Genomic DNA, 25,657 nt, shown 5'->3' with positions numbered 1-25,657 from the left:
CTCATGGCCGATACCATGCAATTCGACCTCGTCTCGCCGGAGCGGATGCTGGCTTCGGTCGAGGCCACCGCGGTGAAGATCCCCGGTGCCGAGGGTGACATGACGGCGATGCCGGGCCACACGCCCGTCATCACCACCCTGCGCCCCGGGCTGGTTTCAGCCCAGGGTCCGGACGGCAACACGGACTACGTGGTTTCCGGTGGGTTCGCCGAGATCACCGGGACGTCGATTTCCGTTCTTGCCGAACGCGCAGTTCCGCGCGCCGAGGTGACGCAGGACTTCCTGGACGACCTGCGCAAGGAAGCCGAGGCGGCGCACGCCGCTGCCGAGGACGAGGAAAAGGACGCCGCCGCCAAGGCCATCGCCGATCTGGCGCATCTGGCCGAGGACATGGTCTGAGCGTTTCGCATCGCCAAGTTACAGAAAAGCCCCGGTTTTCCGGGGCTTTTTCTTTGCATTAACCATTTCTGGGCATAAATCCTTCAGGATGTGCGGGGAGACGGCCTGGTGAAACGGTTGCGCAAGGGAATGGTCGGTGTCGACCGTGGCAGCGAGATGCTGTTTTCCGATTTCGAGCATGGCGGCCGGATGTGGTCCGGTACCGGTCCGAGAATCCGGCGCAAGACTGTCACCTTCTCTGAACCGTTTCTGGCGGAACCCGTTGTGCATGTCTCTATCTCGATGTGGGACATGGATAATTCGAGCAATGCACGCGCGGATCTGACAGCCGAAAAGGTCACCAAAGGAAGCTTCGTGCTGGTGTTCCGCACCTGGGGCGACTCTCGCGTGGCGAGGATCCGGGCGGACTGGATGGCCGTGGGAGAGGTGACGAGCGAGGACGATTGGGCCTTGTACTGACCCCGCATGGGCGCTGACGTTACGTCAGGGAAATGCTTTGGATCGGTCAAATTTCAAACAAAATCCAAATTCAGAAACAGTTAACCGTTTCTGTGATGGATTCCGTCGTGACCTCGCATCAATCCAGGACCAGGCTGCAACTGTCCTTCGTTCTGCTGGCATTGTTGCTGTACCTGGCTGCAATATCGGTCTGGTGGCATCATCCTGCGGATCTGTCGGCGTTGTATATGGCGGGGCATCTCTTTGCTTCCGGTCAGACGGAACTCGTCTACGCCGCACCGGACGGTTTCTTTGGTGGCACACCGCCGCAATGGTACGGCGAAATCCGGACCTTCCCTGAGTTTCAGGAAGAGCTGGTCCTGCCGTATGTCTACCCGCCGCTTTGGTCCGCCCTGCTGGCGCCACTGGCTGAGGCAGTGGCCCCGCAGACGTTCTTTCGTGGCGGCGCATTGCTGTTGATTTCGCTGCTTGGCGCGTCGGTGATCCTTGCCTGGCGGATGGCCCGGGGATGGGCCATTCCGTTGTGGGCCTGGATCCTGGTCAGCGCGCCGATCCTCGCCACCTCCGTTGCGGTGCAGATGGCGGTGATGCAGCTTCAGCCCCATGTCCTGGTCGTTTTTCTGACGCTGCTGGCTTTCGAACGGCTCGGTGCAGGGCGGTCGGCGGCGGCGGGCGTGGCGCTTGGTCTTGCGGTAGCGATGAAGCTGAGCCCGGCGCCGCTTGTGTTGCTGTTCCTGCTGGAGCGGAATTGGCGCGCGACGGGCTGGTTCGCGGCAACAGTGGCGGTCTGTATCGTGACCAGCCTCGCCGTCGCGGGTATCGAGATGCACTACGCGTTCCTGGAAAGCGTTTCGGATGCCGTTGCGGGAACGATGGTAACCGGCGTGACGTTCTCCGCCGAGGTACTGCTGAATGGCTTCGCGGCGCAGATGGGGCTGCTGCCGCCGATCGACATGGCCGAGCGAAGCCTGCGTATCGCGGAAACGCCGTTCGTGATCGGACTGATCGGCAAGGCGATCATGGTGGGGGGCGCAATCTGGATGCTGAAAGTCACCGCCTCTCTCGATCCCGAGAAACGCCGGGTGGCACGGTTCTTTCTGCTCTCGTTGCTGTGCTCCCTGTTCGGACCCTTGGGCTGGGTCTTCTATTTCCTGCCGCAGATATTACTGCTGCCAGCGCTGCTGACGCTCTTGCCGAGGCCCTATGGGACCGCGGTGGTGGTGTCGGCCGCAGTCCTGACGAGCTGGCCGTTCTTCCTGGGCCTCGATCAGGTATTTGCCGGAGATTTTCCGCGGGCCGCGATCGGCGCCGGCGCGTTGCTGGCGCTATTCGTTGCGGTGTTGCTGGGGCTTCAGGCGCAGACGGCCCGAAGGGAGCGAAACACATTTCGCGTCGCCGCTCCTAGCCGTACCTGAAGGATCGGGTGCCGCGGTCAGATCCGCGAATAGGTTCCCTCGTAGATCGGATGCAGCGTCTCTGTCTCGAACAGCGACGACACGCTGGTGCCGTTCCAGATGTTCAGGATCGCCTGCGCGAAGATCGGCGCGGTCGGGACGATGCGGATGTTCTTGGCGTTCTTGACCGCCTGCGACGGCTCGATCGTGTCGGTGATCACGAGGCTTTTCATCACCGATTTGGTCACGCGGTCGATGGCGGGGCCGGACAGCACGCCATGTGTGATGTACGAGTGAACCTCTGACGCGCCAGCCTCCAGAAGGGTCTCAGCGGCCTTGCAGAGCGTGCCGGCGGTGTCGCAGATGTCGTCGACGATGATGCAGGTCTTGCCCTTCACGTCGCCGATCACGGTCATCTCTGCCACTTCGCCCGGCCGTTCGCGGCGCTTGTCGACGATGGCAAGCTGAACGCCGATCCGCTTGGCCAGTTCGCGGGCGCGCGCCACGCCGCCGACATCGGGAGATACGACTGTGACGTCCTGGAGCTTGCCCTTGAACGTGTGTTCGATATCCAGCGCGAAGACCGGTGCGGCGTATAGGTTGTCCACCGGGATGTCGAAGAAGCCCTGAATCTGCGCCGCGTGCAGGTCCATGGTCAGGACCCGCTCGATCCCTGCGCCGACGATCATGTTGGCGACGAGTTTCGCGGTGATCGGTGTGCGAGCCTTGGTGCGGCGGTCCTGCCGGGCGTAGCCGAAATAGGGGATCACGGCGGTGATCCGGGCCGCCGACGACCGGCGCAGCGCGTCGGCCATGATCAGCAGTTCCATCAGGTTGTCGTTCGCCGGGTTGGACGTCGGCTGGATGATGAACATGTCCTCGCCACGGACGTTCTCGTAGACCTCGACGAAGATCTCGCCGTCGTTGAACCGTTCAACCCGGGCATCGACCAGTCCGACGCTCATTCCGCGATGCATCGACATCCGCCGCGCGACTGCCGTGGCAAGCGACAGGTTGGCATTGCCGGACATCAGTTTCGGTTCGTGAATGGTGGGCATGGCAGCTTTTCCGAAGGGGTCAGGTGACGGATTCGTGACGTTGACTTCGCTTAGCACCCCGGTACGGTCTTGCAAACATAGCGCGGGCAGGGAGGACGTGCCGTTGGCACATATCAACTACTATTTCTCGACCATTTCGCCCTTTACCTACCTCGCCGGTACCCGGCTGGAGGAGATCGCCGATAAGCACGGCGCAGGGATCACCTACAAGCCATTCGACATCGGCGCGATCTTTTCGCGGACCGGGGGCACGCCGCCGCCGCAGCGGCACGAAAGCCGCAAGGCGTATCGCCTGCAGGAATTGCGGCGGGCTGGGGTCAAGACCGGACTACCGATCAATCTGCAGCCGGCACATTTCCCGACCAATGCGGCGCCGTCTTCCTATGCCGTGATCGCGGCGCAGTCCGCCGGTGGCGGCGATGTCGGTGCGCTGGTGCATTCGCTTTTGCGCGCGGTCTGGGTCGAGGAGAAGGACATCGCAGAGGATGCGGTTGTGAAGGGCTGCCTGGAGGGTGCCGGGTTCGATCCTTCGCTGGCAGACAGCGGTTTGCTGGTTGGCGCTGAGACGTATGCCGCGAACCTGGAAGAAGCGGTGAATGTCGGTGTCTTCGGCTCGCCCTTCTACATAACCGACGGGGACGAGCGGTTCTGGGGACATGACAGGCTTGACGACCTCGACGTGCACCTGGCGGGCAAGCTGTAGCCTAGCTTCCTGATTTGGCTCGCGTTTCGGGTGGGTTCTAGCTGATCAGCCCGAGAAAGCCGTCGACATCCTCGTCCGTCGTGCACCACGAGCAGACGAGGCGGGCAGAGACGGCTTCGTCCGCGGGGCCGTCCAGAGACTGGTTGCCGGGCCAGATGTAGTATTTCGCGCCACCCTCCATCGCCTTGCGGTGCAGGGCGCGGGGGAGGGCCGGGAATACCATATTTGCATCGGCAGGGTGGATCAGGGACGAGCCGCCGATTTTCAGGATACCGTCGGACAGGCGTTGCGCGGCGCGGTTGGAGGCGCGGGCTAGATCCAGCCAGAGGTTATCCTCGAGATAGGAGAGCATCTGCGCCGAGAGATAGCGGTGCTTGGAGAACAGGTGCCCGCCGCGTTTGCGGCGAAGCTCGAATTCCCAGGCTTTGGCGGGGTCGAAGATCACGACCGCCTCGACCCCGATCAGCCCGTTCTTTGTGCCGCCGAAGCTGAGCACGTCGACGCCGGCGCGCCAGGTCATTTCGGCGGGCGATGCATTCGACGTGGCGAGGGCATTGGCGAAGCGGGCTCCGTCGAGATGGACGGGTAGCTTGTATTCCTTGGCGATACCAGCCAGTTCGGCCACTTCGGCCGTGGTATAGACCGTGCCGGCCTCGGTCACGTTGGTGATCGAGACCATGCCGCGCTGCACGTTGTGAACACCGCCGCGGCCGGTGAACTCGATGGTGCGGCGCAGGTTCGCGGGCGTCATCTTGGCGTGGGGGCCCTCAACGAGCGTCATCTTGGCGCCGCCGGTGTAGAATTCCGGCGCGCCGCATTCGTCTTCCTCGATATGCGCGTTGCGATGGCAGAAGACCGTAGCCCAGGGCGGGCAGAAGCAGGCGAGCGACAGGGCGTTGGCGGTCGAGCCGGTGGCGACGAGATAGACGGCGGCCTCCGGCGCCTCGAAGGTTTCGCGGATCCGGGCGCGCACCTCGTCCATGATCGGATCGGTGCCGTAGGAGGGCATGTAGCCCTCGTTGGCTTTGGAAATGGCTTCCAGAACCTTGGGATGGGCGGGCGAACTGTTGTCGGAGGAGAAGTACATGAGGCGCGCATTCTTTGGGCTGTTGCGGGTCAGAGACCATATTGAAGACGGGAAAGCAATCGGAGCCGCGCCCAGGGGAGGCCGCCCTTTTCGACGTTTCCACGCGCCTGGAACCTTGGTGACCGAAAGCGCATCTATGCGGCGGAAAAACGGGCGTGTTTAAGTGTTTTTCGTTAGTGAGATGGCAGCTTCGACGCGGAGGCGGATATGTAGCAGAATACTTGGGCCCCCTCGCGGCGCACACGGATGAGGCCGGCAACGTTCGGAAAGCCCGGGAAGAAGGAGAAACCCTTGAGAAGTCTGGTTGGGGTACTTCCGCTGCTCTTGATTTCGCAAGCTGTATCGGCCGAAGAAATCCGGGTTTTGAACTGGCGTGACTACGGCACCGATCTGGACTGGGCCGTTGCGGCCTATACCGCGAGGACCGGCAACACCGTTGTCCATGAGTATTTTACCTCTGAGGAGGAGATGCTCGCGAAGCTGCGCAACAGCCCCGATGCGTACGACGTCGTCCTCGTCAACTCCGCCTATACTGCCGAGGCCAAGGAGGAGGGGCTGATCGCTCGGATCGATACGACCAAGATCCCGAATTTCGGGGATATCGATCCGTCCCTGGCGAACAATGGCGATTTGAATCCCGGCGGTGAACTTTACGGAGTGCCCTGGACCTGGGGTCTGACCTCGATCGCGGTCAATACCGACGACTTTACCGAGTTGCCGAGCTCGCTGTCGGTGCTTTGGGATCCGCAGTGGACGGGCCGGGTCTCGATCCGCGACGATGGCCTTGAAGCGGTGCAGTTCGCGGCGATGGCGACCGGGCAGAGCATCAACCACATCACCGATCTTGCGTCAGTCGAAGCGAAGCTGGAACAGCTTCTGCCCCAGATCGGGATGTTCTGGACGTCCGAAACCGAGTGGAACCGGGCTATGTCTGCCGGCGAACTCGCCGTGGCGACCTATTGGTCCGGCTCGGTGGCGCATGCGCAGGCCCTGGGGTTGCCTGTCACTTTTATTGTGCCCGAGGAGGGCGCTATCGGCTGGCTCGACGGACTGTCGATTCCGGCAGGTTCCAGGCACAAGGATGCGGCGGCAGCTTTCATCGATTGGATGATCGATCCGGAGTTCTATGTGAAATGGGATGCCGAAGGCGCGCCGGTGTCGTCCAACGCAAAGGCTCTCGCCGCCTTGCCGGAGACGAGCTTCAACCGAATTCTGGTGGACCATCCGGCGACGATTGCGCGCGTGCAGTTCGTGAAGCCGGTGTCAGAGACGGTTCATGCAGCCTACGAAAAGCTTTGGTCGGATTTGAAAGCGTCGCGGTAGGAAACTGGATGCGAAGAGATCTGCCAAAGGTTTTCCGGTGAGGCCGAGTTGAACGCGGAAGCTGGTTGCATTGCCGCTTTGGCTTTGGGTCCACCGTTCGAAAATTGCTTACGATTTGAGGGCGGTCAGCGCGGCTCTTCGATGATGTAGTCTTCCCAGTCTTCTTCCGGCACCTCGAACTCGGGTACTGTCCATCCCTTCACCGACACGCCTGCCTCGTGCACGGTCTCGGGCGTGCCGGAGATCAGCGGGTGCCAGTCGTACAGCGCCTTGCCCTCGTAGAGCAGGCGGTAGGCGCAGGTTTCGGGCATCCAGTAGGCGATCTGGGAGATGTTCTGCGGGGTCAGGACGACGCAGTCGGGGACGAACTGTTTGCGGATCTCGTATTGCGCGCAGCGGCAGGTCTCGTCGTCCAGCAGGCGGCAGGCGATGCGGGTGAAGGCGATCTCCTGCGTGTCGGGGTCCTCGAGCTTGTTGAGGCAGCACTTGCCGCAGCCGTCGCACAGCGCCTCCCACTCGCGCGGGGTCATGTTCTTCAGCGGGACCCGCTCCCAATACTGGTCGCGCAGGCCATCGCGGTTGATCGGGTCTTTCATGCGATGTCAGCTAGTATCGCGCGGGCCCTGTCGCAATCCTCGCCCATCTGCGCGATCAGCGCGTCCAGGCTGTCGAACTTCAGTTCGGGACGCAGGAAGTCGACCAGAGCGATCGACAGATGATGGCCATAGAGGTCGCCGGTGAAGTCGAACAGGTAGGTTTCGAGATTGGCGCGGTTCTCGCCGAACATGGGGCGGACGCCGATGCTGGCGGCGCCGTCATAGGTACCTGCATGAGGGCCGGTCAGCACGTCGGCCTTGACCGCGTAGACGCCGAACTTCGGCGGATGCAGGCGGTCGATGGACATGTTCGCGGTGGGGAAGCCCAGTTCGCGGCCGCGCTTTTCGCCGTGGATCACCTGACCGTCGATGCGGTGCCAGTGGCCCAGCATGGCGGCGGCGTCGCGCGGGCGGCCGTCGGTCAGGGCCTGACGGATGCTGGTGGAGCTGACGCGCTGGTCGCCGGTGGCGACGAGGTCGGCGATGGTCACGCCGAAGCCCAGTTCCCTGCCAAGTCGTTCCAGATCATCGGCATTTCCGGCGCGGGCCTTGCCGAAGCAGAAGTCGTGGCCGACCACGACATGCGACAGGCCAAGCCCTTCGGCGATGACGGCGCGGGCGAATTCCTCCGGCGACAGGCCGGCGAGGCCGCGGTCGAACTCGATCTGATAGAGGTGGTCGATGCCGAGCTTGGCCAGACGGTTCGCCTTGGTCTCGGCGCTCATCAGGCGAAAGGGAGGGGCGTCGGGCGCGAAGACCTCTCGCGGGTGCGGCTCGAAGGTGACGAGGCCAAGCGGGGCGCCGGATTTCGCGGCGATCTCGCGGGTCAGTCCGATCACCGCCTGGTGGCCGATATGCACGCCGTCGAAGTTGCCGATCGCGGCTGCGGCGCCCTTGTCGCCGGGCTTGAGGCCGGTCCAGTTGGTGAAGGTTCGCATCGGTCCCCGGAAAACGGTAGCCCGCCTGGCTGGTTACGCACTGGCAGCGCCGCTGCCCTTTGGCGAGCTATCGCCCAGCAGCCGCAGACAATCAAGCCGTTGACCGGATTTGACCTTTGTCAGTCGAGCTTGTTGCTAGGTGCGAGCACAACCGCCTCGCCTTTGAGCACGGCGGTCTTGCCGACGCTGCAGCGGCAGTCGAGGGTAACCCGGCGACGAGTCGAGTCGATGGCGGCAACTGTGACCTCGGCGCGGACTGTGTCGCCGGGGCGGACCGGGGCAAGGAACGTCAGCGACTGCTTCAGGTAAACGGTGCCGTGGCCGGGCAGCTGTTCACCAATCACGGCAGATATAAGTCCGGCGGTCAGGATGCCATGGGCGATGCGACCGCCGAAGATGGTGTCGGCGGCATAACCGTCATCGAGATGTACCGGGTTGCGGTCTGTCGAGACTTCGGCGAACATCTGGATGTCGCGATCCGTGACGATCTTGTCGAGGTGGCGGCTCATGCCGAGTTCGAGATCCTCGATAAAGATTGTGCCGCGCTGAATGGTGTCGAGCATAGGCCCGGTTCCTGTGATTGTTGCGCTGCAGCATTTAACGCGGCAGTGCGGAATATTCAATCACAAAAGTAATTTTATGTCAAATTACGCTGCAGCTTTTGAAACTTTCTTGCCCTTAAGCTGTTAACGAAGAAAGCCAATCGAATATGCCGGCGCATAATCCTGCGCGCGCAGATAATCGATCAGCGCGTCGGGATTCGGGTGTTCCTCGGTCTTGGTTTCCTCGGCGGCGATTCCCCCGGTGACGAAGAGAACGTCCAGGTCCTCTCCCATCGCGCCGGCCACGTCGGTGGCGATGCCGTCGCCGATGCAGAGGATGCGGTTGTCGGGCACCGGCTTGTCCAGCGCCGTGAGACGGCGGCGGGCAAGGTCATAGATCGGCGGATGCGGCTTGCCGAAATAGAGACTGACGCCTCCCATCTCGATATAGAGCTGCGCCAGCGCCCCGGCGCACCATTGCCGCTTGTCGCCCACGTCGACGATGATGTCCGGGTTGAAGCACAGCAGCTTCATGCCCTTGGTCTTGGCGTACAGGAACTCCGAACGATAGACGGCGGGGTCGGCATAGGGATCTTCGGGGCCGCAGCAGACGATGCCGTCGGCTTCCTCCAGCGGCACGCGCCGGACGTTCACTGGATTTTCGACGATCTTCATCGGTTCGAAGATCGTCAGGTCGCGATCGTAGCCCATGAACCAGACTTTTTCGCCCACGGCACCCTGGAACATCGCCACGCGCGCGCTGTCGCCCGAGGTGGCGATGGCATCCCAGCAGTCGCGCGGTACGCCAATGCCGTCGAGCTGTTTCGCGACTTCGCCCCAGGCACGGGGGGCGTTGGTGACCAGCACCACGGCACCACCCCGTTCGCGGAAACCCTGCAGCGCGGCGACAGCCTCGGCGAAGGGTTCGCGGCCGTTATGCAGACAGCCCCAGACGTCGCAGAAGACGGCATCGTACTGATCGGAGATCTCGGAAAGGTGGTGGATGATCCGGGTCATGGCTGGCCTTGGCTGGGTCCGCGTGTCGCCTGTCCTATGGCATGAAGGCGGGCGCGCGGAAAGCCGATTAGGCGACGTGGGTCCAGCCGTTGGTTTCGCGCCAGACCGCGCGTAGCGCATCGCCCTGACCGGTGAAGGACTCGTCCAGCAGGTCGCATCCCCACACCCGGTCGGTGCGGAAATGGCGAAACCCGGCGCGCAGCTCGCACCATGCGGCGACCATGACGCTTTCAAGATTGTAGACCAGACCGATCGGCCGGATCGTGCGCGTGGTCTCGGTTCCGTCGCCGTCGCGGTAGACGATGCGCAGCTTCCGTTCCTGGCGCACCGCCTGCCTATAGAGGGCGATACGCGTACATCCCTGCGCCGGGTCGTCGGGAGCCGCGCCCCAGGGTGCGACCTGCAGCCAGTCGGCAGGCTCGTTCAGCGCGGCGACCTTGTCGCAGATCCGCTGCGCGGCGCGCTGCAGGCCGCTGTCTCCGGAACGGGCGAGCATCGATAGCCCGACGCGGAGCGCCTCCAGCTCCTCCTCGTCGAAGTTCAGGGGCGGCAGGTCGTAGCCGCGGCGCATGACGTAGCCTATGCCCGCCTCGCCTTCGATCGGCGTGCCCATCGCCTGCAGCGAGGCGATGTCGCGGTAGATCGTGCGCGTCGATACCTCGAGCTGATCGGCGAGGTCCTCGGCGCGGATCGGACGCGGGCTGGCACGGAGAATCTGGATGACTTCGAATAGGCGGGTAACGCGTTGCATGATCGGGTCCTGCGGCTGCTGACAGGATAGCGACATCCCCTGACAACAGTCTGTCAGGAGCGTCGCGGCACTTTCGCGGAAACGCAAGGAGGTGCCGCGAGATGGCCTATTACGACCACATCCACATGATCATTCTGAAACTTGGGCGCTGGAGCGATCCGGCAACGGGCAGGCGGTGCGAGCGCTGGCCATCCTGGAACTGGCCGTTTTGACATGGTGGTGCAGAACAGGAGTGGTGCCGGCTAGAGCGGCGGGCCTCCATTGGCGGCGCGGTAGGCGTGGACCTCGGCGAGGAAATGCGTGAGGTCGTGATCCTCGATGCGCATGATCTCGAAATGTTCGGCGAGGTTTTCGAGGTATTCGAGGCTGGTGCCCAGAATGCCCGCGCCGGTGGCGGCATATTGCACCTGCAGGTCATGCGGCAGGTCCGGAACGATCATCCTGGCCGAATAATCCGCCGTGAAGGCGAGCGCGGTGACCCGGCCCTGGTCGGTTTCCGCGGTGACGAAGGTTTCGTGATAGCAGGGTGAGAGCCGCTCTCGATTCCAGAGGATTCGGGTTTCCTCTTCGAGGCGGGCAGCGGCGATGCGGAAAACGAGGCCGTCGCAGCCCGGGCCGGTATCGAGCGCGGCCATGACGCCGGGCACCTCGGCTGTGCCGCGGCCGCCCATCACGTCCTTCAGGATGAAGCGTCGCGCGTAGCCAGTGACGCGGGCGCGGCGAACTTCCTCGAAGTCAAGGGCCGGATCCCACATCAGGGAGCCGTAGGCGAAGACCCAGAGATCCTGATCGCGGCGGCCCTCGAGGGCAGCGTTACGAAAGGCTTCGCGCGTCTCGTCGGTATAGCGCCAGTCGGGGCCAATGCCCTGGGCCGCCATGTGGGCGTCGATATCCGCAGGCTGGAAGGTGCGGAAGAAGGACTTGTGCGGGTCGGTGATCTTGCCGCGGAGACCCGGATGGTGGCGGAACGGATCGTCTGTCATCGGGTCCCCGGGGGAACGGGCGGGAGTACGATACCCCGCCCGGGAAGCATTACAGCGTCAGTGCCGGAATGATCTGTTTCTTGCGGGACATGATGCCCGGCAGGACAACGCTGTCACCGGACACCGAGGCGCCGAAGCTCTTCTCGGCGACGGTCTTGACCGTGTCGTTCGGGACCAGCAGCGTGGCTTCTTCCTTCAGGATGTCGACGACAAACAGCAGGACCTCATCCACGCCGTCCTCTTTCGCGACATCGGTCATCGAGGCCATCAGGCTGGCCTTGCGGTCGAGCGGGATATCCGGGGCGGTGGTTTCCAGAACCGAGACGCGGAACTTCTTGCCGCCTACCTCGTATTCCTTGGAATCCATGCGGATCAGTTCGGCATCGGAGAAGGCGGAAACGTCGGATTTGGCGGCGAACATTTCGGCGGCGTAATCGGGGATCGACAGGCCGAGATCGGCGGCCAGTTCCTCTGCCAGTTCCTTGTCCTGATCGGTGGTGGTGGGCGACCGGAATTCCAGCGTGTCGGAGAGGATGCAGGACAGCATCGCGCCTTTGATGTTCTCGGGCATCTTGTCGGCGTTCGGGCCCATCAGGTTGTGCATGATGGTCGCGGTGCAGGCGAGCGGCTTGATCGTGATGTCGATCGGCCCCTTGGTTTCGAGCCCGCCGGTCAGCTTGTGGTGGTCGATGATCTGCAGGATGTCGGCGTCGTTGATCGCGTCCGGCAGTTCGGCGGGGTTGTTGGTGTCGACGATGACGACCTGCTCGCCGGCGTCGACGCCGGAGATGATCTCGGGCTTCTTAAAGCCCCAGCGTTCCAGCACGAAGGCGGCCTCGGTGTTGGGTTCGCCAAGCAGTTTCGCCTCGGCGGGCTGGTTACGGTGCTCGGTCAGGTACCAGGCCCAGATCAGCGGTGAGCCTGTAGAATCGGTGTCGGGGGATTTGTGGCCGAAAACTTTGATGGTCATATCGCGGGTCCGTCTGGATTGGCGTTGAAAAAAGGGCAGGATTTCGCGGGCCTCTATAGGGGGATGCGGACGGCTTGTCACGGGGCGCGGGACGGGTTCATGTGACGCATGGGTGCGATGAAGGAAACCGATCTCTACCCGCCGGTGAAGGCGTTCCTCGAAGGGCAGGGATACGAGGTGAAGGGCGAGGTAGCGGGCGCGGATGTCGTGGCCTGCCGCGATGGTGACCTGCCGGTGATCGTCGAGCTGAAAACCGGGTTCTCGCTGGCGCTGCTGCGGCAGGGCGTGGCGCGGCTGGCGGTGACGGATGCGGTTTATCTATGCGTGCCGCGCCGCGCGGGGCGGGCGCATGCGGCGGCAATGAAGGAGAACGTGAAGCTGTGCCGGAGGCTGGGGCTGGGCGTGATCCAGGTGCGGCTGTCGGACGGGCTGGTGGAAGTGCTGTGCGATCCGGGCCCCTACGCTCCGCGGAAGTCGAAGGCTCGACAAGGGCGATTGTTGCGGGAATTCGCGCGGCGTCAGGGTGATCCGGCGACGGGCGGCGCAACGGTGGCCGGGCTGGTGACGGCGTACCGGCAGGACGCCGTACGGATCGCGGGATATCTGTCGGATCAAGGGCCAAGCCGGGGTGCGGCGGTGGCCAAGGCGACGGGCGTCGGCCGCGCAACGCGAATCATGGCGGACGACCACTATGGGTGGTTCGAACGGGTCGAGCGCGGCGTCTACGCGCTGACGGAGGCGGGGCGGCGCGGTGTCTCCGCATATGCAGGCAAACTGCCGGCAGGATGACCGCTGCGTCGCAATGGCGCAGCGATATCACGAAGATGCGAGCGCATTGCTGTAATTTCGCCCCAAACAGGCGTTAACTTATCATGCGACGGAGCCGCGCATCCAATTACCAACCGAAGATCAACCGCGCCGCAGGGCTGAGCAAACATGCCGAACAAGAAAGATGGCGACTGGAAAGACGATTCTCTGACCGGTACGTCGGACGACGACAGCATTTCCGGGAAGTCCGGTGACGATACGATCGACGGCGGCGCCGGCAACGATACGCTGTCGGGCGATTCCGGCGAGGATCAGCTGTTCGGCGGCGAGGGCGACGACAGCCTTGATGGCGGATCGCAAAAGGACACTCTGTCCGGCGGTGCCGGGAACGACACACTCAAGGGCGGCAGCGAAGACGACGTGCTGTCCGGCGGCGACGGCGACGATTACCTGGAAGGCGGCTCGCAGAGTGACTCGCTCTTTGGTGGCGCTGGCAACGATACGCTGTTCGGCGGCTCCGATTCCGACTACATCGATGGTGGCGCCGGCGACGACCTGATCCTTGAGGGCGGTTACGAGGGCGGCCAGGATACTATCGTTTTCGGCGCCGACAGCGGGAACGATACGGTGGACGGATTCAGCCCGGCGGATGACAAGATATATATCCGCGGCGCTTCACTGGACGATGTGATCCTTACACCGACCGACGATCCGAAAATCTGGGTGCTAACCCTCAAGGGAGTGGCCGATTCCAGTCTGACGATCAATTTCCAGTACTACTGGGATTCCGGGATATCGGTCGAGGAACTTACCGAGCAGGTCATCACCGAAGAAGACGATGGACCGATGCCGACGGATCCCTATCCGTCACCGATCTGTCTGACCGAAGGCACGATGGTCGACACGCCGCAGGGTCCGCGCGCTGTTGAGACACTGAAACCCGGCGATCTGGTTCTGACATACGACGCGGGGGCGCAGCCGCTTCGGGCGGTGTTGCGAAACCGGGTTCCGGTAGAGGCTCTTGCAGAGCATGCGACGCTGCGGCCAGTGGCGATCGCGGCGAGCGCGTTTGGCGAGGGGCTGCCGCGGCGGCCGATGCAGGTGTCGCTGCAGCATGCTTTCCTGGCCTGGGACGGCCGACCCAATGGCAAGGGCGAGGTACTCGTCCGAGCCCGGCATATCGCCGAGGAGATCGGGTGCGCGACGCTCGTGGAACTAGTGGATGCGCCGGTCAGCTATATTCACCTGCTGATGGACCGCCATCATCTGGTCCGCGCCGAAGGGGTCTGGACCGAAACCGTGTTCACCGGCGAGGAGGCGCTGGCAGCCGATCCGGTTCTGCAGCGCATGATCTCGGGCGGGCATATGCCGGCGATAAAGAAGCGCGTGCGCCGGCTGCTGCTGCGCAAGCATCTGCAGCGGTTCAACGGGCATGCTCTGGGTGTTGGTGATCCCGACAAGCGGGTCCGCGCGGCCTGAGGGCTACTGCGTCAGCGGCAGGCGCGTGATCTCGAAACCTTCCTGTTCCAGCAGGTTCAGCACGCCTTCATCTCCCGGCAGGTGCATTGCGCCAACGGCGACCAGTGTGTCGCCTTCGGCTGTCAGGATTTCGTCGATCCATGCGCGGTTGCGGGCGGTCAGCAGCAGGTCTTCAAACAGGGCGATCTGGGTGTCCATTTCCTCCGGCGGCAGGGGCGTAAGCTCTTCCATCAGCTTCAGCGACCAGAGCCAGATCTGCAGGACATCTTCGCGGAAATAGGCTTCGGCGACGGTTACGTCATATGAGGCATCCTCGGCATCCTGCTGGGCTAGGGCGAGGCGCAGGAGGTCGAGTTGTTCCTCTTCGGAATATGCGCCGAAGAGCTTCAGTGCGGTGTCCAGCGGTTCCAGCGCGACGGCGGGACGGCCAAGTTCCGCGGCGCGTTCCATCAGCTGCGCGTCCAGCCCGCGGCGGCCGGCGAGCAGATCCTGAAACATGCATTTCGAGATCGACAGGTTGGCCATCGCCATCCACGGTTTCATCTTCGCGGCGAGGAAGCCGGGGATGCCTCGGTCCGACATGGCTACTCGCAATGCGTCCCAGTCTTCCTTGGACAGTAGCTCTGGCAGGGTCGGGCCCTCGGTGATGAAGGCCAGATCGGGCGTTTCTGCGATCATCCGCTGCAGGCGAGCTTCGTCGCCTTCGCCCAGCTCCATCAACACTGTCTTGGCGTTTTCAAGAAAGGGCGCGATGCGGTCGAGCGTGGCCTGGTGGCGCGAATCGTAGGTGTGCATCGTGCCGACGAGATGGATGGAGCGGCCGTCCTTCGCGGCGCGCCAGAGGATGCCTTCGGAGTAAGGCTGCGCCGCCGCTTCCTGTTCCATCGCAAGGCGTTCGTCTTCGGGCATCGCGGCGATGAGGTCGGTGCCGGTGCATTGCGCGGCGGCGGGGCCGGCAAGCAGGATCAGAAGGCAGACAAGCAGGCGGCGCATGAGGGTCCTCTATTGACTCCCCTCAAGGTAAGGGCGCCGCTGGCATGTGCAAGGCGGCATCCGGGGCAAGCGTGACGCGGATCAAAGCGGGTGTCACGAGAATCGGTTAACGTCCTGCCATCGCGCGAATGCCATCACCGAGGAGGGTGACATGGAAGACGTGGAGCGACTGCTGAAAGGTACCGTGGAAGAACTGGAACGCCTACTCAACGCCAAGAACGTTCTGGGTGCCCCGATCGAGAAAGACGGAGCGACGGTCATTCCGCTGGTCAGCTACGGGTTCGGATTCGGCGCCGGGGGTGGTACCGGCGGCGAGGGTGCCAAGGCCGGTACCGGCGGAGGCACGGCGGGCGGTGGCGGCATCAAACCGCTGGGTGCGATCATCATCGATGGCGACGGCGCCCGGGTCGAAGCAGTGAAGGGTGCGGTGAGCAACCTCGCGGAGGTGATCGGCGGTGTCGCGTCGAAGGCGATGGATAAGTCGTCGAGCGAGAAGTCGGACGAATGATCGTATTGCAGGGGCTGCTGTGGCTCCTGCTGGCGGTTGTTCTGGCGGTGATCTTGGTGCTGGCACTGCCCGTCCGCCTGCGTCTGCTCGCCCAGTCGGAACCGGAGCTTTGGGCGCGCATGGAACTTGGCCTGTTCGGTGGAGCTTTGCCTAATTTCTCGGTTTTCAACAGCGCACAGCGTCGGCAGCGGGTTAAAACCGAGGTTTCGGCCTCAAGTGAGGCACTTTCGCAATCGCAACCGAAGAAGCGAACCGCCATTGGGAAAAAGTCCGATCGCGGCATGCGCGTGCTGAGAGCGGCACCGCGGCTGTTGGGTGGGTTACTACGTCGGATGAAGATCGAGCGTTGTGACCTCGATTGCCGTTTCGGGCTGGGTGATCCGGCAGAGACGGGGCAGATCTATGGGCTGGTTGCTCCGGTCGCATACGGATCCGGCATGCTGTTCGGGCAGGACAATCATGTGAGCGTGGAGCCGGTGTTCGATCGGGCATGCCTGGAAGGGCGCGTGGATGTGACAGTTGCGGCGATACCTTTCCGGCTGTTGGTTCCAGCACTGAAGTTCGGTTGGGCGGTGTTTGGACCACGGCGATGAGCGTTCGGCTTGACACCCTGGTACGAACCGGCGATGCAGCGGTCGCCGCGATTTGCGAGGCGCGTGTGTCCTTTCAAGGGTTTCAAAGGGCAGCAGTTCTCGCGGCGATGAAACGACCCGTCGCGGTTCTTGTCCGCTCCGGCGAGGAAATGCGGGCATTCTCGCCTGACGGTGCGGCCCTGAGCCGGACAGATATCGAGGCGCTTTGTCCCGGCGCGTGGGCGCGGTTCGAAACGGCCGCGAAACGCTGAAAAACCCGGTCACGACCTGTTGACTCGCTGAACGGCTTTCCCTACATCCGCCTCGTTAGCACTCGACGGAGGTGAGTGCTAACGCTGGGAGAACAATGAACCAAGGAGCGTTCAGAAATGGCTTTCACTCCGTTGCATGACCGTGTGCTGGTCCGCCGCGTGGAGTCCGACGAGAAGACCAAAGGCGGTCTGATCATCCCCGACAGCGCGAAGGAAAAACCGGCCGAAGGCGAAGTTGTCGCCGTGGGCGCCGGCGCCAAGGACGACGAAGGCGATCGCATCGCGATGGACGTCAAGGCTGGCGACAAGATCCTGTTCGGCAAATGGTCGGGTACAGAGATCTCGCTGGATGGCGAAGAGCTGCTGATCATGAAGGAAAGCGACATCCTGGGCATCATCGCCTGAGCTTGTCGCTGAGCGGCGGGCCCCGGCCCGTCTCATGGCTAAACGAATTCGATAGGAGAAGCAGATATGGCTGCTAAGGACGTCAAGTTCGACACCGACGCCCGCAACCGCATGCTCAAGGGTGTGAACATCCTGGCCGATGCGGTGAAAGTGACCCTGGGCCCGAAAGGCCGCAACGTGGTCATCGAGAAATCCTTCGGCGCTCCGCGCATCACCAAGGACGGTGTGACCGTCGCGAAGGAAATCGAACTGGAAGACAAGTTCGAGAACATGGGCGCCCAGATGGTGAAGGAAGTCGCTTCCCGCACCAACGACGAGGCTGGCGACGGCACCACCACCGCCACCGTTCTGGCCCAGGCCATCGTACGCGAAGGCATGAAGTCGGTTGCCGCCGGCATGAACCCGATGGATCTGAAGCGCGGCATCGACATGGCCACCGCCAAAGTCGTCGAGCACATCAAGAACGCTGCCCGCGAAGTGAACGACTCGGCTGAAGTCGCTCAGGTCGGCACCATCTCGGCCAACGGCGAAACCGAAATCGGCCGCCAGATCGCCGACGCGATGCAGAAAGTCGGCAACGACGGCGTCATCACCGTGGAAGAGAACAAGGGCCTGGAGACCGAGACCGAGGTCGTCGAAGGCATGCAGTTCGACCGCGGCTACCTGTCGCCCTACTTCGTGACCAACCCGGACAAGATGACCGCCGAGCTGGAAGACGCTGTCATCCTGCTGCACGAGAAGAAACTCTCGTCGCTGCAGCCGATGGTTCCGCTGCTCGAGTCCGTGATCCAGTCGCAGAAGCCGCTGCTGATCATCGCGGAAGACGTCGAAGGCGAAGCGCTGGCCACCCTCGTGGTCAACAAGCTGCGCGGCGGCCTGAAGATCGCTGCCGTCAAGGCTCCGGGCTTCGGCGATCGCCGCAAGGCCATGCTGCAGGACATCGCGATCCTGACCGGCGGCCAGGTGATCTCGGAAGATCTCGGCATGAAGCTCGAGAACGTGACCATCGACATGCTGGGTTCGGCCAAGCGCGTCTCGATCACCAAGGACGAAACGACCATCGTCGACGGTGCTGGCGACAAGGCAGAAATCGAAGCCCGCGTTTCGCAGATCCGCCAGCAGATCGAGGAAACCACCTCGGACTACGACCGCGAGAAGCTGCAGGAACGTGTTGCCAAGCTGGCCGGCGGCGTTGCCGTCATCCGCGTCGGCGGCATGACCGAAGTCGAAGTGAAAGAGCGTAAGGACCGCGTCGACGACGCGCTGAACGCCACTCGTGCCGCCGTTCAGGAAGGCATCGTGGTCGGCGGCGGCGTCGCCCTGGTTCAAGGCGCCAAGGTTCTCGAAGGCCTGACCGGCGAGAACGGCGACCAGAACGCCGGTATCGCCATCGTGCGCCGCGCGCTGGAAGCTCCGCTGCGCCAGATCGCCGAGAACTCCGGCGTCGACGGCTCGGTGGTTGCGGGCAAGATCCGCGAATCCGACGACCTGAAGTTCGGCTTCAACGCTCAGACCGAAGAATATGGCGACATGTTCAAGTTCGGCGTGATCGACCCGGCGAAGGTCGTCCGCACCGCGCTGGAAGACGCTGCTTCGGTTGCCGGCCTGCTGATCACCACCGAAGCGATGGTGGCCGACAAGCCGCAGAAAGAAGCACCCGCCGGTGGCGGCATGCCCGACATGGGCGGCATGGGCGGCATGATGTAAGCTGCTCTGCCAGTCAGACAGGGAAAGGGCGCCTTCGGGCGCCCTTTCTTTTCTCAACTGGTTTAACCGGGCTCGACAGAGCGAGATTGCCGCAGGCTCAAATCACCAGTCCTGTCGCCACCTCCGCCAGGAAAGCATCACGGAATTCCGCGATGTCGCGGTGCCTCTGCCGGGCGAGGTTGCGGCCCGTCTCGGTCAGGAAGCCGTCCGCCAGAGTCAGGAGCTTGGTGCGGAAGTGGTCGAGTGCGAAGCGGGTGTCGTCGAGGTCCCGGTTGCGCGCTTCGGGGTCTTCGGGGTCGTAGAGCGCGGCGCCGGTGCGGCCCGCCACGTAGAAGCAGCGGGCGACGCCGATAAGGCCGATCGCGTCCAGACGGTCGGCATCGCGCAGGATTTTCGCCTCCAGCGTTTCGGGTGTGATTCCGGCAGAGAAACTGTGGGCTTCGATGGCGTGGCAGGTGGCGGTTATTCGGTCGAGGGGCCAATCTAGCGCTGCCAGCAACTGCTGTGCCTTGGCGGCGGCCATGCGCGATGCCTGGCTCCGTTGGGGAGACGTCTTCTCCACCGCGACGCAGTCGTGTAGCAGCGTTGCGGCGGCGAGGCTCTCGATATCGCCGCCCTCGTTCGCATGTATCGTCAGGACGTTCCCCCAGACCCGGATCAGGTGTGACAAGTCGTGCGAGCCGTCCTCACCGGCATCAATCGCATGCGGCAGCAAATCGGTTGCAAGTTCGGCTTTCGGGGCAAAATGGACGTGTGGCATCGGGCTCTGTTGTGATGTTTGTCAATAAAACGTGGAGCGGGAGTACTTCTTTGCATTTGCCCGGGCTCGTTGCAAACTCGGGCTGAAGCGCCGGATTGCGGTGCGGTTTTGGTGGGAGGCCCCGATGAAGCGGTTTCTGTTTTCGATCTTATTCGTGTGGCTTGCCGGATTGGCCGTGGCGCAGGAGGACGAGGCGGCCAGCGATGTCGGGTTCAGTTTTGGCAATGACTTCTACCGGACCGGCTGGCGCGTGGTGCAGAGCGTGGCGGGGGCAGATGACGTCTTTGCCGCCGGCGACCGGGTTCGGATCGAGAGCGATATCGACGGGTCGGCGCATATGGCCGGACGTCGGGTGTGGATCGACGGCGCGGTTGGCGGCGACGTTTACGCGTTCGGGTTCAACGTTCAGATTGCAGGGGCCGTCGCGGGCGACGTGACTGCTTCTGGGTATTCGGTGTCTGTCGGCAGCGTCGGCGGCGACCTGCGCGCCAGCGGATCCAATGTGACGCTGGCCGGGCCTGTGGGCGGCTATGTCGTTGTTGCAGGCGAGGACGTGCGGATCGAAGGCCGGATCAGCGGCGATGTGCGGATCTCGGCAGGCGATGTCACATTCGGGCCGGAGGCCGCCATAGACGGCACCCTTACCCTCTACGAGAACGAACTTGGCGGTATCGAGGTGCCGGAAAGCGTGATTCCGGCGGACCGCGTGATGCGCCACGAGCAGGATGAGTTCACCGAAGTCGTGGCCGACGAGGTGGCGCCGGTCAGCTTCTGGCAGGTTCTCGCCGGGTGGATCGGCGGCGTCATCCTTATCGCCGCGATTGCGGCAGTAATCGCAGCGGTGGCGCCGGAATACCTTGCCAAACTGCGGCGGCGGTTGCTGGAGCATCCATTCTGGGCGGTCTGGATCGGGTTCCTGTTCCTGTCCGCGCTGATCGGCGGGGCGTTCCTGTTCATCCTGACGGTGATCGGCATTCTGCTGACCCCCGCTGTGCTGGTGGCGGCCGGGATCGTCTGGTTCTTGGGCTATGTCATCGGGGCGTATGCGCTGGGCGTCGGTGTTCTGCTGGCAATCGGCCGACCAGAGCCCTATCGGATCAGCCATCGCGCGCTTGCGGCTTTTGTCGGGGCGCTGCTGGCGGGGTTGCTGGCCCTGATCCCGTTCGTCGGCTGGCTCTTTGTCCTTGGCCTCACCTTCGCGGGTGCCGGGGTGCTGGGCGCAAGTATGTTCCGGCCGCGTTTCTTTGCCGAGCCCTGAGTTAAGGCGGCCTTACTGACGTGATGCGCGCGCAGCGATGCGCTCGCGCTGCAGGGTGTATAGCCCTGTCGCGATGATGATCGCGGCGCCGACGAGCGTCCAGAAGTCGGGCAGGTGGCCGAAGACCAGCCAGCCATAAAATGTGCCCCAGATCAGCATCGAGTACTGCATCGGCGCGACGACGGCGGCCTGACCGATCTCCAGTGCCTTGATGAGAAGGAATTCGCCAAGGCCCGCGGCCACGGCGATACCGACCATCAGCGCGACCTCCAGCCAGGTTGTTGGAGTGCGCCACAGGAACGGTAGCGGCAGCGATAGCAGCGCGGTGCCTGTCAGGGCGGTATAGGCGACGGTGGTGATCGTACGGTCGGTACGGCCGAGGGCGCGCGACAAGATCTGGCGCAGCGCAAAGAAGAAGGCGGCGGCAAGGACGAGGAAGACGGCGGGGTGGATGACACCCATTCCGGGCCGGATCACGATCAGTGTGCCGATGAAACCGATGAAGACGGCGGTCCAGCGGCGGATGCCGACCGGCTCTCTCAGCACGAGAGCGGAGAGCAGGGTGACCATGAACGGCGCCACGAAGGTGACGGCAACGGCATCGGCCAGCGGCACGAAGCTGACCCCGGTTATGAACAAAACAGCAGAACCACCGGCGAGTGCGCCCCGTACGAGTTGCAGTGGTAGGTTCTGTGTCTTCAGGATCGAGGGACCGAGCCGGGCGAGCAGGTAAAGGACTGCGACGAACAGGCCGAACTGGCGTGCCCATGTCACCTGAATCGGGTGTAATGTGCCTGTCAGGAATTTCGCTTGTGTGTCGACCGCAGAGAAGATGAAAAAGGCCAGCCCCATCAGCGCCAATGCACGCATGTTGTCCGGTGCGCTCGGGGGTGGCGCCGTGTTCATGGGTGAGGCGGGGATCGGAATCTCTGAACTCCTCGACTGGCCGGGCTGGGCCGGACCGCAGATCACTGCTACGCGAAGGGCGCGGGGCGGTCCAGTGTGGCCGGATGCAAGGAGTGGCTATGCATTTGTTCTTGCTGACAGCGCTGGTGATGATCGCCTTCGCGGCAAATTCCGTGTTGAACCGCCTGGCGCTGGCGGGTGGTGAGATCGGCGCCACCGAGTTTGCGGTATGGCGTGTGGCCTCCGGAGCCGTGGCCCTGGCGATCCTTGTGCTCGCCCGCGGCGGCAGATTGCGGCTGGGCGGCCCGTACCGGCTCGTCGGGGTGGTGTCACTGACAGTCTATATGCTGGCCTTTTCGCTTGCCTATCTGTCTCTGGACACCGGCGTGGGTGCTTTGATCCTGTTCGGTGGCGTGCAGATCACGATGTTTGTGGGCGCCGTTATCGGCGGTGAACGGGTGCCGCCGATGCGCTGGGCCGGGGCCTGCGTTGCGTTGGCCGGTCTTGCCTGGCTGTTCTGGCCTGGCAGTGGCGCAGCGATATCCTGGCGCCACGGTGCCCTGATGGCGGCGGCGGCCGTGGGATGGGGACTTTATTCGCTTATCGGCCGGGTGTCCGGAGAGCCGCTGAAGGCAACGGCCGCAAATTTCGCTCTCGCGGTGCCAGTCTGCGTTACCGCCGCGCTGGTATTGCCGGCTTCGACGGTCGAAATGAGCAACGTCGGCCTTGCCCTTGCGCTCACTTCCGGCATCGTGACATCCGCTATGGGATACGCGCTGTGGTATTCCGTGCTGCCGCGCCTGCCGGCCAGTCAGGCGGCGGTCGCACAGCTGACCGTGCCAGTGATCGCCATTTTAGGTGGCGTAGTTTTTCTGGGAGAGGTGCTTAAGTGGGAGGTGATCGGCGCGTCGACGCTGGTCCTGGGCGGGGTCGCCCTCTCTGTCCGTGCGCGGCGTTAGGGATCTGGTAATAACCATACGCTCACATCTCCGTTGCCCCTGCTTGCGCGGTTCGGGTCCGTGTGTAGGTTGGGCGCTGCCGTTTCCCAAACTGGAAGAGAGGGCTGAATGCGCCGTTTCCTGTCTTTGATACTCGTCTGTTTCGTCGGCATGCCGGCCTCTGCGGCCGAGGTCACGACCTACACTCTCGACAACGGTATGGATGTCGTGGTGTTGGAAGATCACCGCGCGCCAGTTGCCGTACAAATGGTCTGGTACAGGGCAGGCGCCGCCGACGAGCCACCCGGCGTCTCTGGCATTGCGCATTTCCTGGAACATCTGATGTTCAAGGCGACTGACGACCTCGCCTCCGGAGAACTTTCGAACACTGTCGCCCGCATCGGCGGGTCGGACAACGCTTTCACCTCCTGGGACCATACGGCCTATTTCCAGCGCGTCGCCGCTGACCGGTTGGAGCTGGTCATGAAGATGGAAGCCGACAGGATGCGCGACCTGCAGCTGACCGAAGACGATATCACTACGGAACGCCAGGTGATCCTGGAGGAACGCAACCAGCGCACCGACTCGGACCCGAACTCGCTATATGGCGAACAATGGATGTCGGCGCTGTACATGAACCACCCCTATGGTATCCCGATCATAGGTTGGCGGCAGGAGATGGAAGAGCTCGGTCTGGACGATGCCGAAGCCTTCTACAAAAAGTACTACGCGCCAAACAACGCGATCCTGATTGTGGCGGGCGATGTCGATCCTCAGGAGGTCAAAGCGCTGGCTGATACCTATTACGGGCCATTAGAGCCGACGCCTGGGCTGGGAGAGCGGATGCGTCCTCAGGAGCCACCGCAACTTGCCGAACGACGCTTGATCTTCGAAGACCCACGGGTGTCAGATGCGTACGTGACCCGAAACTACCTGGCACCCGAACGCGATCCGGGCGCGCAGGAAGAGGCCGCGGCGCTCGAGATCCTGTCCTCGCTCCTTGGCGGCAACAGCTTTACTTCGGTCCTGCAGCGCAAGCTTGTCTTCGAGGATCAGAAGGCGCTTTACACCTGGGCCTATTACAGCGGCGTCAACTACGACGATACGACCTTCGGTATCGGTATCCTGCCGGTACCCGGAGTGTCGCTGGAAGACGCGGAGGCGGCACTCGACAAGGCGCTGGCAGAGTTCCTTGAGGAAGGCGTTGATGCGGAGCAATTCGAGCGGGTGAAATTTCAGCTTCGAGCCTCGCAGATCTATGCCGAGGACTCGGTACAGAGCCTAGCCCGCCGCTATGGCGGAGCGCTGTCTTCCGGGCTGACAGTGGAAGACGTGGAAGCTTGGCCGGATATCCTGCAGGCCGTTACCGAGGAGGATGTCCTGGACGCCGCCCGCAATGTCTTTGACAAACGCCATGCTGTCACCGGTTGGGTTCGCCAGCCCCAGACCGAAGAGGAGGTGATCCAATGATCCGGTTCGCCCTGACATTCCTGGCGCTCTTCGCGGCGATCCCCGCCCGCGCCGCCGTCGATATCCAGGAAGTGACCTCCCCCGGCGGTATCACCGCCTGGCTGGTCGAAGAGCATTCCATCCCGTTCACCGCGCTGGAGATCCGGTTCAAGGGCGGCGCGTCGCTGGAGGAGCCCGGAAAACGTGGGGCCATCAACCTGATGACCGGCCTGATCGAGGAAGGTGCCGCAGACATGAACGCGCAGGCGTTCGCAACTGCTCAGGAGACGCTGGCGGCACGGTTCGATTTCGATGTCTACGACGACTCGCTGTCGATTGGCGCGAAGTTCCTGACCGAGAACCGCGACGAGGCGGTTGCACTGCTGAAAGCGGCGCTGACCGAGCCCCGGTTCGACGAGGATGCGGTGGAACGCGTGCGCGAGCAGGTCTTGTCTGGGATCCGGTCGGATGCCACTGATCCCGACAAGATCGCAGGCGACGCGTTCAACAAGATGGTCTATGGCGACCACCCCTATGCCACGCCGCTTCGCGGCACGGTGGAGAGCGTTACCGCGCTGACACGGGACGACATCGTCGCGGCACATCGCAACGTTCTGACCCTAGATCACATCTATGTCGGCGCAGTGGGCGACATCGCCGCCGAGGAACTGGGGCTCCTGCTGGACGAACTTCTGGGCGATCTGCCGGCCGAAGGCGCACCGTTGCCTGGCATGGCCGATCTGACCATTGAAGGCGGGATCACGGTCATACCCTACGACACGCCGCAATCCGTTGCGATGTTTGGCCAGACGGGTATCGAGCGTGATGACCCTGATTTCTTCGCGGCCTTCGTGCTGGACGAAATTCTTGGCGGCAGCGGACGCACCTCGCGCCTGATGGAAGAGGTGCGCGAGAAGCGTGGGCTGACCTATGGCATCTACACTTACTTGGTCGACGGGGATTATGCGGACCTGCTGATGGGGCATGTCAGGTCGGGCAATGACCGGATCGCAGATGCAATCGAGGTGATCCAGGCGGAATGGACCAAGATCTCCGAGGAAGGAGTGACCGCTGACGAACTGGAAGATGCCAAGACCTACCTGACCGGCGCCTATCCCCTCCGCTTCGATGGCAATGGCCGGATTGCCGGCATCCTTGTGGGGATGCAACTGTCCGATTTGCCACTGGATTACATTGCGACGCGGAACGACAAGGTGAACGCGGTGACGCTGGACGATATCAAGCGGGTCGCGAAACGGCTGATCCAGCCGGAGAACCTGCAGTTCGTCGTGGTCGGGCAGCCGGAAGGGCTGGAAACCACGAACTGAGCCTGCGTGCGTCGTTTTCTTCGGGTGCCGCTTACATATGAGACCCCGTAGGGGCGGCTGGTTGCGCGATTTGCCGTGGCAGAATCGGATCCGG

Annotated in this window: 28 protein-coding genes; 16 read left to right on the top strand and 12 right to left on the bottom strand. The window is 63.1% G+C overall.

The features are described from left to right. Nucleotides 1–3 precede the first annotated feature (3 nt). The 3 genes from HCO70_RS22190 (at nt 4) to HCO70_RS22180 (ending at nt 2,273) form a co-directional block, all read left to right on the top strand. On the top strand, nt 4–399 hold the full coding sequence (locus HCO70_RS22190) for a F0F1 ATP synthase subunit epsilon (protein WP_172300090.1): 396 nt from the start codon (nt 4–6) through the stop codon (nt 397–399). A gap of 108 nt (nt 400–507) precedes the next feature. Beyond that, on the top strand, nt 508–858 hold the full coding sequence (locus tag HCO70_RS22185; RefSeq protein WP_371742306.1) for an H-type lectin domain-containing protein: 351 nt from the start codon (nt 508–510) through the stop codon (nt 856–858). Between the two features lie 95 nt (nt 859–953). Next, on the top strand, nt 954–2,273 hold the full coding sequence (locus HCO70_RS22180; RefSeq protein WP_216665578.1) for a glycosyltransferase family 87 protein: 1,320 nt from the start codon (nt 954–956) through the stop codon (nt 2,271–2,273). A 17-nt stretch (nt 2,274–2,290) separates the two neighbouring features. On the opposite strand, the gene HCO70_RS22175 is transcribed toward HCO70_RS22180, so the two are convergent. Beyond that, nucleotides 2,291–3,310, bottom strand: a complete 1,020-nt coding sequence (locus HCO70_RS22175) for a ribose-phosphate pyrophosphokinase (protein ID WP_172300088.1) — start codon at nt 3,308–3,310, stop codon at nt 2,291–2,293. Between the two features lie 103 nt (nt 3,311–3,413). Here HCO70_RS22175 and HCO70_RS22170 point away from each other — a divergent pair, with 103 nt between their 5' ends. Then, nucleotides 3,414–4,013, top strand: a complete 600-nt coding sequence (locus HCO70_RS22170; RefSeq protein ID WP_172300087.1) for a 2-hydroxychromene-2-carboxylate isomerase — start codon at nt 3,414–3,416, stop codon at nt 4,011–4,013. Nucleotides 4,014–4,050: 37 nt separating this feature from the next. On the opposite strand, the gene HCO70_RS22165 is transcribed toward HCO70_RS22170, so the two are convergent. Continuing rightward, complete coding sequence (locus HCO70_RS22165; RefSeq protein ID WP_172300086.1) at nt 4,051–5,100, bottom strand: low specificity L-threonine aldolase; 1,050 nt, start codon at nt 5,098–5,100, stop codon at nt 4,051–4,053. 363 nt (nt 5,101–5,463) lie between these two features. Here HCO70_RS22165 and HCO70_RS22160 point away from each other — a divergent pair, with 363 nt between their 5' ends. Then, nucleotides 5,464–6,423, top strand: a complete 960-nt coding sequence (locus HCO70_RS22160; protein ID WP_253913432.1) for a PotD/PotF family extracellular solute-binding protein — start codon at nt 5,464–5,466, stop codon at nt 6,421–6,423. 125 nt (nt 6,424–6,548) lie between these two features. Here the strand turns inward: HCO70_RS22160 and HCO70_RS22155 are convergent, their stop codons facing one another. The 7 genes from HCO70_RS22155 to HCO70_RS22125 all read right to left on the bottom strand — a co-directional run bounded on the left by HCO70_RS22155 (nt 6,549) and on the right by HCO70_RS22125 (nt 12,220). Beyond that, entirely contained in the window at nt 6,549–7,019 is a 471-nt protein-coding gene (locus HCO70_RS22155) for a YcgN family cysteine cluster protein (protein ID WP_172300084.1), read from the bottom strand. Next, nucleotides 7,016–7,957 carry a bifunctional riboflavin kinase/FAD synthetase gene (locus tag HCO70_RS22150; protein WP_172300083.1) on the bottom strand — a complete coding sequence of 314 codons (942 nt, stop codon included), beginning with the start codon at nt 7,955–7,957 and terminating at the stop codon, nt 7,016–7,018. Before HCO70_RS22150 ends, HCO70_RS22155 begins: the two co-directional genes overlap by 4 nt. A 119-nt stretch (nt 7,958–8,076) precedes the next feature. After that, a complete protein-coding gene (locus HCO70_RS22145; RefSeq protein WP_172300082.1) occupies nt 8,077–8,520 on the bottom strand; it encodes a MaoC family dehydratase in 444 nt (147 codons plus the stop codon). A 123-nt stretch (nt 8,521–8,643) separates the two neighbouring features. Continuing rightward, on the bottom strand, nt 8,644–9,516 hold the full coding sequence (locus HCO70_RS22140; protein ID WP_172300081.1) for a TIGR01459 family HAD-type hydrolase: 873 nt from the start codon (nt 9,514–9,516) through the stop codon (nt 8,644–8,646). A gap of 67 nt (nt 9,517–9,583) precedes the next feature. Then, on the bottom strand, nt 9,584–10,267 hold the full coding sequence (locus HCO70_RS22135; RefSeq protein ID WP_172300080.1) for a YafY family protein: 684 nt from the start codon (nt 10,265–10,267) through the stop codon (nt 9,584–9,586). Between the two features lie 242 nt (nt 10,268–10,509). Then, entirely contained in the window at nt 10,510–11,250 is a 741-nt protein-coding gene (locus HCO70_RS22130) for a gamma-glutamylcyclotransferase (protein WP_172300079.1), read from the bottom strand. A 49-nt stretch (nt 11,251–11,299) separates the two neighbouring features. After that, nucleotides 11,300–12,220 carry a manganese-dependent inorganic pyrophosphatase gene (locus tag HCO70_RS22125; protein ID WP_172300078.1) on the bottom strand — a complete coding sequence of 307 codons (921 nt, stop codon included), beginning with the start codon at nt 12,218–12,220 and terminating at the stop codon, nt 11,300–11,302. A gap of 117 nt (nt 12,221–12,337) precedes the next feature. Between HCO70_RS22125 and HCO70_RS22120 the strand changes: the two genes are divergently transcribed. Continuing rightward, nucleotides 12,338–13,009 carry a DUF2161 domain-containing phosphodiesterase gene (locus HCO70_RS22120; RefSeq protein ID WP_371742321.1) on the top strand — a complete coding sequence of 224 codons (672 nt, stop codon included), beginning with the start codon at nt 12,338–12,340 and terminating at the stop codon, nt 13,007–13,009. A gap of 147 nt (nt 13,010–13,156) precedes the next feature. After that, nucleotides 13,157–14,467: a Hint domain-containing protein gene (locus HCO70_RS22115; protein WP_172300076.1), complete on the top strand. Its 1,311-nt coding sequence runs from the start codon at nt 13,157–13,159 to the stop codon at nt 14,465–14,467. A gap of 3 nt (nt 14,468–14,470) precedes the next feature. On the opposite strand, the gene HCO70_RS22110 is transcribed toward HCO70_RS22115, so the two are convergent. Continuing rightward, nucleotides 14,471–15,460 (bottom strand): TraB/GumN family protein, encoded by a 990-nt coding sequence (locus tag HCO70_RS22110; RefSeq protein ID WP_172300075.1) that lies wholly within the window; start codon nt 15,458–15,460, stop codon nt 14,471–14,473. Nucleotides 15,461–15,611: 151 nt separating this feature from the next. Between HCO70_RS22110 and HCO70_RS22105 the strand changes: the two genes are divergently transcribed. The 5 genes from HCO70_RS22105 to groL all read left to right on the top strand — a co-directional run bounded on the left by HCO70_RS22105 (nt 15,612) and on the right by groL (nt 18,924). Continuing rightward, nucleotides 15,612–15,968, top strand: coding sequence for a GerW family sporulation protein (locus HCO70_RS22105; protein WP_172300074.1), 357 nt, complete (start codon nt 15,612–15,614; stop codon nt 15,966–15,968). Further along, nucleotides 15,965–16,561, top strand: a complete 597-nt coding sequence (locus tag HCO70_RS22100) for a DUF2953 domain-containing protein (protein WP_172300073.1) — start codon at nt 15,965–15,967, stop codon at nt 16,559–16,561. Before HCO70_RS22105 ends, HCO70_RS22100 begins: the two co-directional genes overlap by 4 nt. 107 nt (nt 16,562–16,668) lie before the next feature. After that, complete coding sequence (locus HCO70_RS24690; protein ID WP_216665577.1) at nt 16,669–16,812, top strand: hypothetical protein; 144 nt, start codon at nt 16,669–16,671, stop codon at nt 16,810–16,812. Between the two features lie 117 nt (nt 16,813–16,929). Next, nucleotides 16,930–17,217, top strand: coding sequence for a co-chaperone GroES (groES, locus tag HCO70_RS22090; RefSeq protein WP_172300071.1), 288 nt, complete (start codon nt 16,930–16,932; stop codon nt 17,215–17,217). 66 nt (nt 17,218–17,283) lie between these two features. After that, a complete protein-coding gene (gene groL / locus HCO70_RS22085; RefSeq protein WP_172300070.1) occupies nt 17,284–18,924 on the top strand; it encodes a chaperonin GroEL in 1,641 nt (546 codons plus the stop codon). Nucleotides 18,925–19,021: 97 nt separating this feature from the next. Here groL and HCO70_RS22080 read toward each other — a convergent pair whose 3' ends face one another. Continuing rightward, the gene (locus tag HCO70_RS22080; RefSeq protein ID WP_172300069.1) at nt 19,022–19,684 is read right to left on the bottom strand and encodes an HD domain-containing protein; all 663 of its coding nucleotides are present in this window, start codon (nt 19,682–19,684) and stop codon (nt 19,022–19,024) included. A gap of 124 nt (nt 19,685–19,808) precedes the next feature. On the opposite strand from HCO70_RS22080, the gene HCO70_RS22075 reads away from it, so the two are divergent. Further along, on the top strand, nt 19,809–20,942 hold the full coding sequence (locus HCO70_RS22075; RefSeq protein ID WP_172300068.1) for a hypothetical protein: 1,134 nt from the start codon (nt 19,809–19,811) through the stop codon (nt 20,940–20,942). A gap of 12 nt (nt 20,943–20,954) precedes the next feature. Here HCO70_RS22075 and HCO70_RS22070 read toward each other — a convergent pair whose 3' ends face one another. Continuing rightward, a complete protein-coding gene (locus tag HCO70_RS22070; RefSeq protein ID WP_253913431.1) occupies nt 20,955–21,812 on the bottom strand; it encodes a DMT family transporter in 858 nt (285 codons plus the stop codon). A gap of 155 nt (nt 21,813–21,967) precedes the next feature. Here HCO70_RS22070 and HCO70_RS22065 point away from each other — a divergent pair, with 155 nt between their 5' ends. The 3 genes from HCO70_RS22065 (at nt 21,968) to HCO70_RS22055 (ending at nt 25,563) form a co-directional block, all read left to right on the top strand. Further along, nucleotides 21,968–22,807: a DMT family transporter gene (locus HCO70_RS22065; protein ID WP_172300066.1), complete on the top strand. Its 840-nt coding sequence runs from the start codon at nt 21,968–21,970 to the stop codon at nt 22,805–22,807. Nucleotides 22,808–22,915: 108 nt separating this feature from the next. Beyond that, nucleotides 22,916–24,256: a pitrilysin family protein gene (locus HCO70_RS22060; protein ID WP_172300065.1), complete on the top strand. Its 1,341-nt coding sequence runs from the start codon at nt 22,916–22,918 to the stop codon at nt 24,254–24,256. Next, nucleotides 24,253–25,563, top strand: coding sequence for a pitrilysin family protein (locus HCO70_RS22055; protein WP_172300064.1), 1,311 nt, complete (start codon nt 24,253–24,255; stop codon nt 25,561–25,563). Before HCO70_RS22060 ends, HCO70_RS22055 begins: the two co-directional genes overlap by 4 nt. The last annotated feature ends 94 nt before the right edge of the window (nt 25,564–25,657 follow it).

Origin of the sequence: Pseudoruegeria sp. HB172150, assembly GCF_013184805.1 — a bacterium.
Lineage (GTDB): Bacteria > Pseudomonadota > Alphaproteobacteria > Rhodobacterales > Rhodobacteraceae > Psychromarinibacter.
The sequence above is the reverse complement of the archived record's forward strand: the minus strand, read 5'-3'. Positions and strand labels throughout refer to the sequence as shown.

Excerpts from the sequence above, each read along its gene's own strand:
- HCO70_RS24690 (WP_216665577.1), top strand. The coding sequence starts at position 16,669 with ATGAAACGACCCGTCGCGGTTCTTGTCCGCTCCGGCGAGGAAATGCGG.
- groL (WP_172300070.1), top strand. The coding sequence starts at position 17,284 with ATGGCTGCTAAGGACGTCAAGTTCGACACCGACGCCCGCAACCGCATG.
- HCO70_RS22105 (WP_172300074.1), top strand. The coding sequence starts at position 15,612 with ATGGAAGACGTGGAGCGACTGCTGAAAGGTACCGTGGAAGAACTGGAA.
- HCO70_RS22120 (WP_371742321.1), top strand. The coding sequence starts at position 12,338 with ATGAAGGAAACCGATCTCTACCCGCCGGTGAAGGCGTTCCTCGAAGGG.
- HCO70_RS22150 (WP_172300083.1), bottom strand. The coding sequence starts at position 7,957 with ATGCGAACCTTCACCAACTGGACCGGCCTCAAGCCCGGCGACAAGGGC.
- HCO70_RS22055 (WP_172300064.1), top strand. The coding sequence starts at position 24,253 with ATGATCCGGTTCGCCCTGACATTCCTGGCGCTCTTCGCGGCGATCCCC.
- HCO70_RS22180 (WP_216665578.1), top strand. The coding sequence starts at position 954 with ATGGATTCCGTCGTGACCTCGCATCAATCCAGGACCAGGCTGCAACTG.
- HCO70_RS22155 (WP_172300084.1), bottom strand. The coding sequence starts at position 7,019 with ATGAAAGACCCGATCAACCGCGATGGCCTGCGCGACCAGTATTGGGAG.
- HCO70_RS22100 (WP_172300073.1), top strand. The coding sequence starts at position 15,965 with ATGATCGTATTGCAGGGGCTGCTGTGGCTCCTGCTGGCGGTTGTTCTG.
- HCO70_RS22070 (WP_253913431.1), bottom strand. The coding sequence starts at position 21,812 with ATGCGTGCATTGGCGCTGATGGGGCTGGCCTTTTTCATCTTCTCTGCG.
- HCO70_RS22135 (WP_172300080.1), bottom strand. The coding sequence starts at position 10,267 with ATGCAACGCGTTACCCGCCTATTCGAAGTCATCCAGATTCTCCGTGCC.
- HCO70_RS22145 (WP_172300082.1), bottom strand. The coding sequence starts at position 8,520 with ATGCTCGACACCATTCAGCGCGGCACAATCTTTATCGAGGATCTCGAA.
- HCO70_RS22190 (WP_172300090.1), top strand. The coding sequence starts at position 4 with ATGGCCGATACCATGCAATTCGACCTCGTCTCGCCGGAGCGGATGCTG.
- HCO70_RS22110 (WP_172300075.1), bottom strand. The coding sequence starts at position 15,460 with ATGCGCCGCCTGCTTGTCTGCCTTCTGATCCTGCTTGCCGGCCCCGCC.
- groES (WP_172300071.1), top strand. The coding sequence starts at position 16,930 with ATGGCTTTCACTCCGTTGCATGACCGTGTGCTGGTCCGCCGCGTGGAG.
- HCO70_RS22130 (WP_172300079.1), bottom strand. The coding sequence starts at position 11,250 with ATGACAGACGATCCGTTCCGCCACCATCCGGGTCTCCGCGGCAAGATC.
- HCO70_RS22140 (WP_172300081.1), bottom strand. The coding sequence starts at position 9,516 with ATGACCCGGATCATCCACCACCTTTCCGAGATCTCCGATCAGTACGAT.
- HCO70_RS22165 (WP_172300086.1), bottom strand. The coding sequence starts at position 5,100 with ATGTACTTCTCCTCCGACAACAGTTCGCCCGCCCATCCCAAGGTTCTG.
- HCO70_RS22060 (WP_172300065.1), top strand. The coding sequence starts at position 22,916 with ATGCGCCGTTTCCTGTCTTTGATACTCGTCTGTTTCGTCGGCATGCCG.
- HCO70_RS22175 (WP_172300088.1), bottom strand. The coding sequence starts at position 3,310 with ATGCCCACCATTCACGAACCGAAACTGATGTCCGGCAATGCCAACCTG.
- HCO70_RS22065 (WP_172300066.1), top strand. The coding sequence starts at position 21,968 with ATGCATTTGTTCTTGCTGACAGCGCTGGTGATGATCGCCTTCGCGGCA.
- HCO70_RS22075 (WP_172300068.1), top strand. The coding sequence starts at position 19,809 with ATGAAGCGGTTTCTGTTTTCGATCTTATTCGTGTGGCTTGCCGGATTG.
- HCO70_RS22125 (WP_172300078.1), bottom strand. The coding sequence starts at position 12,220 with ATGACCATCAAAGTTTTCGGCCACAAATCCCCCGACACCGATTCTACA.
- HCO70_RS22080 (WP_172300069.1), bottom strand. The coding sequence starts at position 19,684 with ATGCCACACGTCCATTTTGCCCCGAAAGCCGAACTTGCAACCGATTTG.
- HCO70_RS22115 (WP_172300076.1), top strand. The coding sequence starts at position 13,157 with ATGCCGAACAAGAAAGATGGCGACTGGAAAGACGATTCTCTGACCGGT.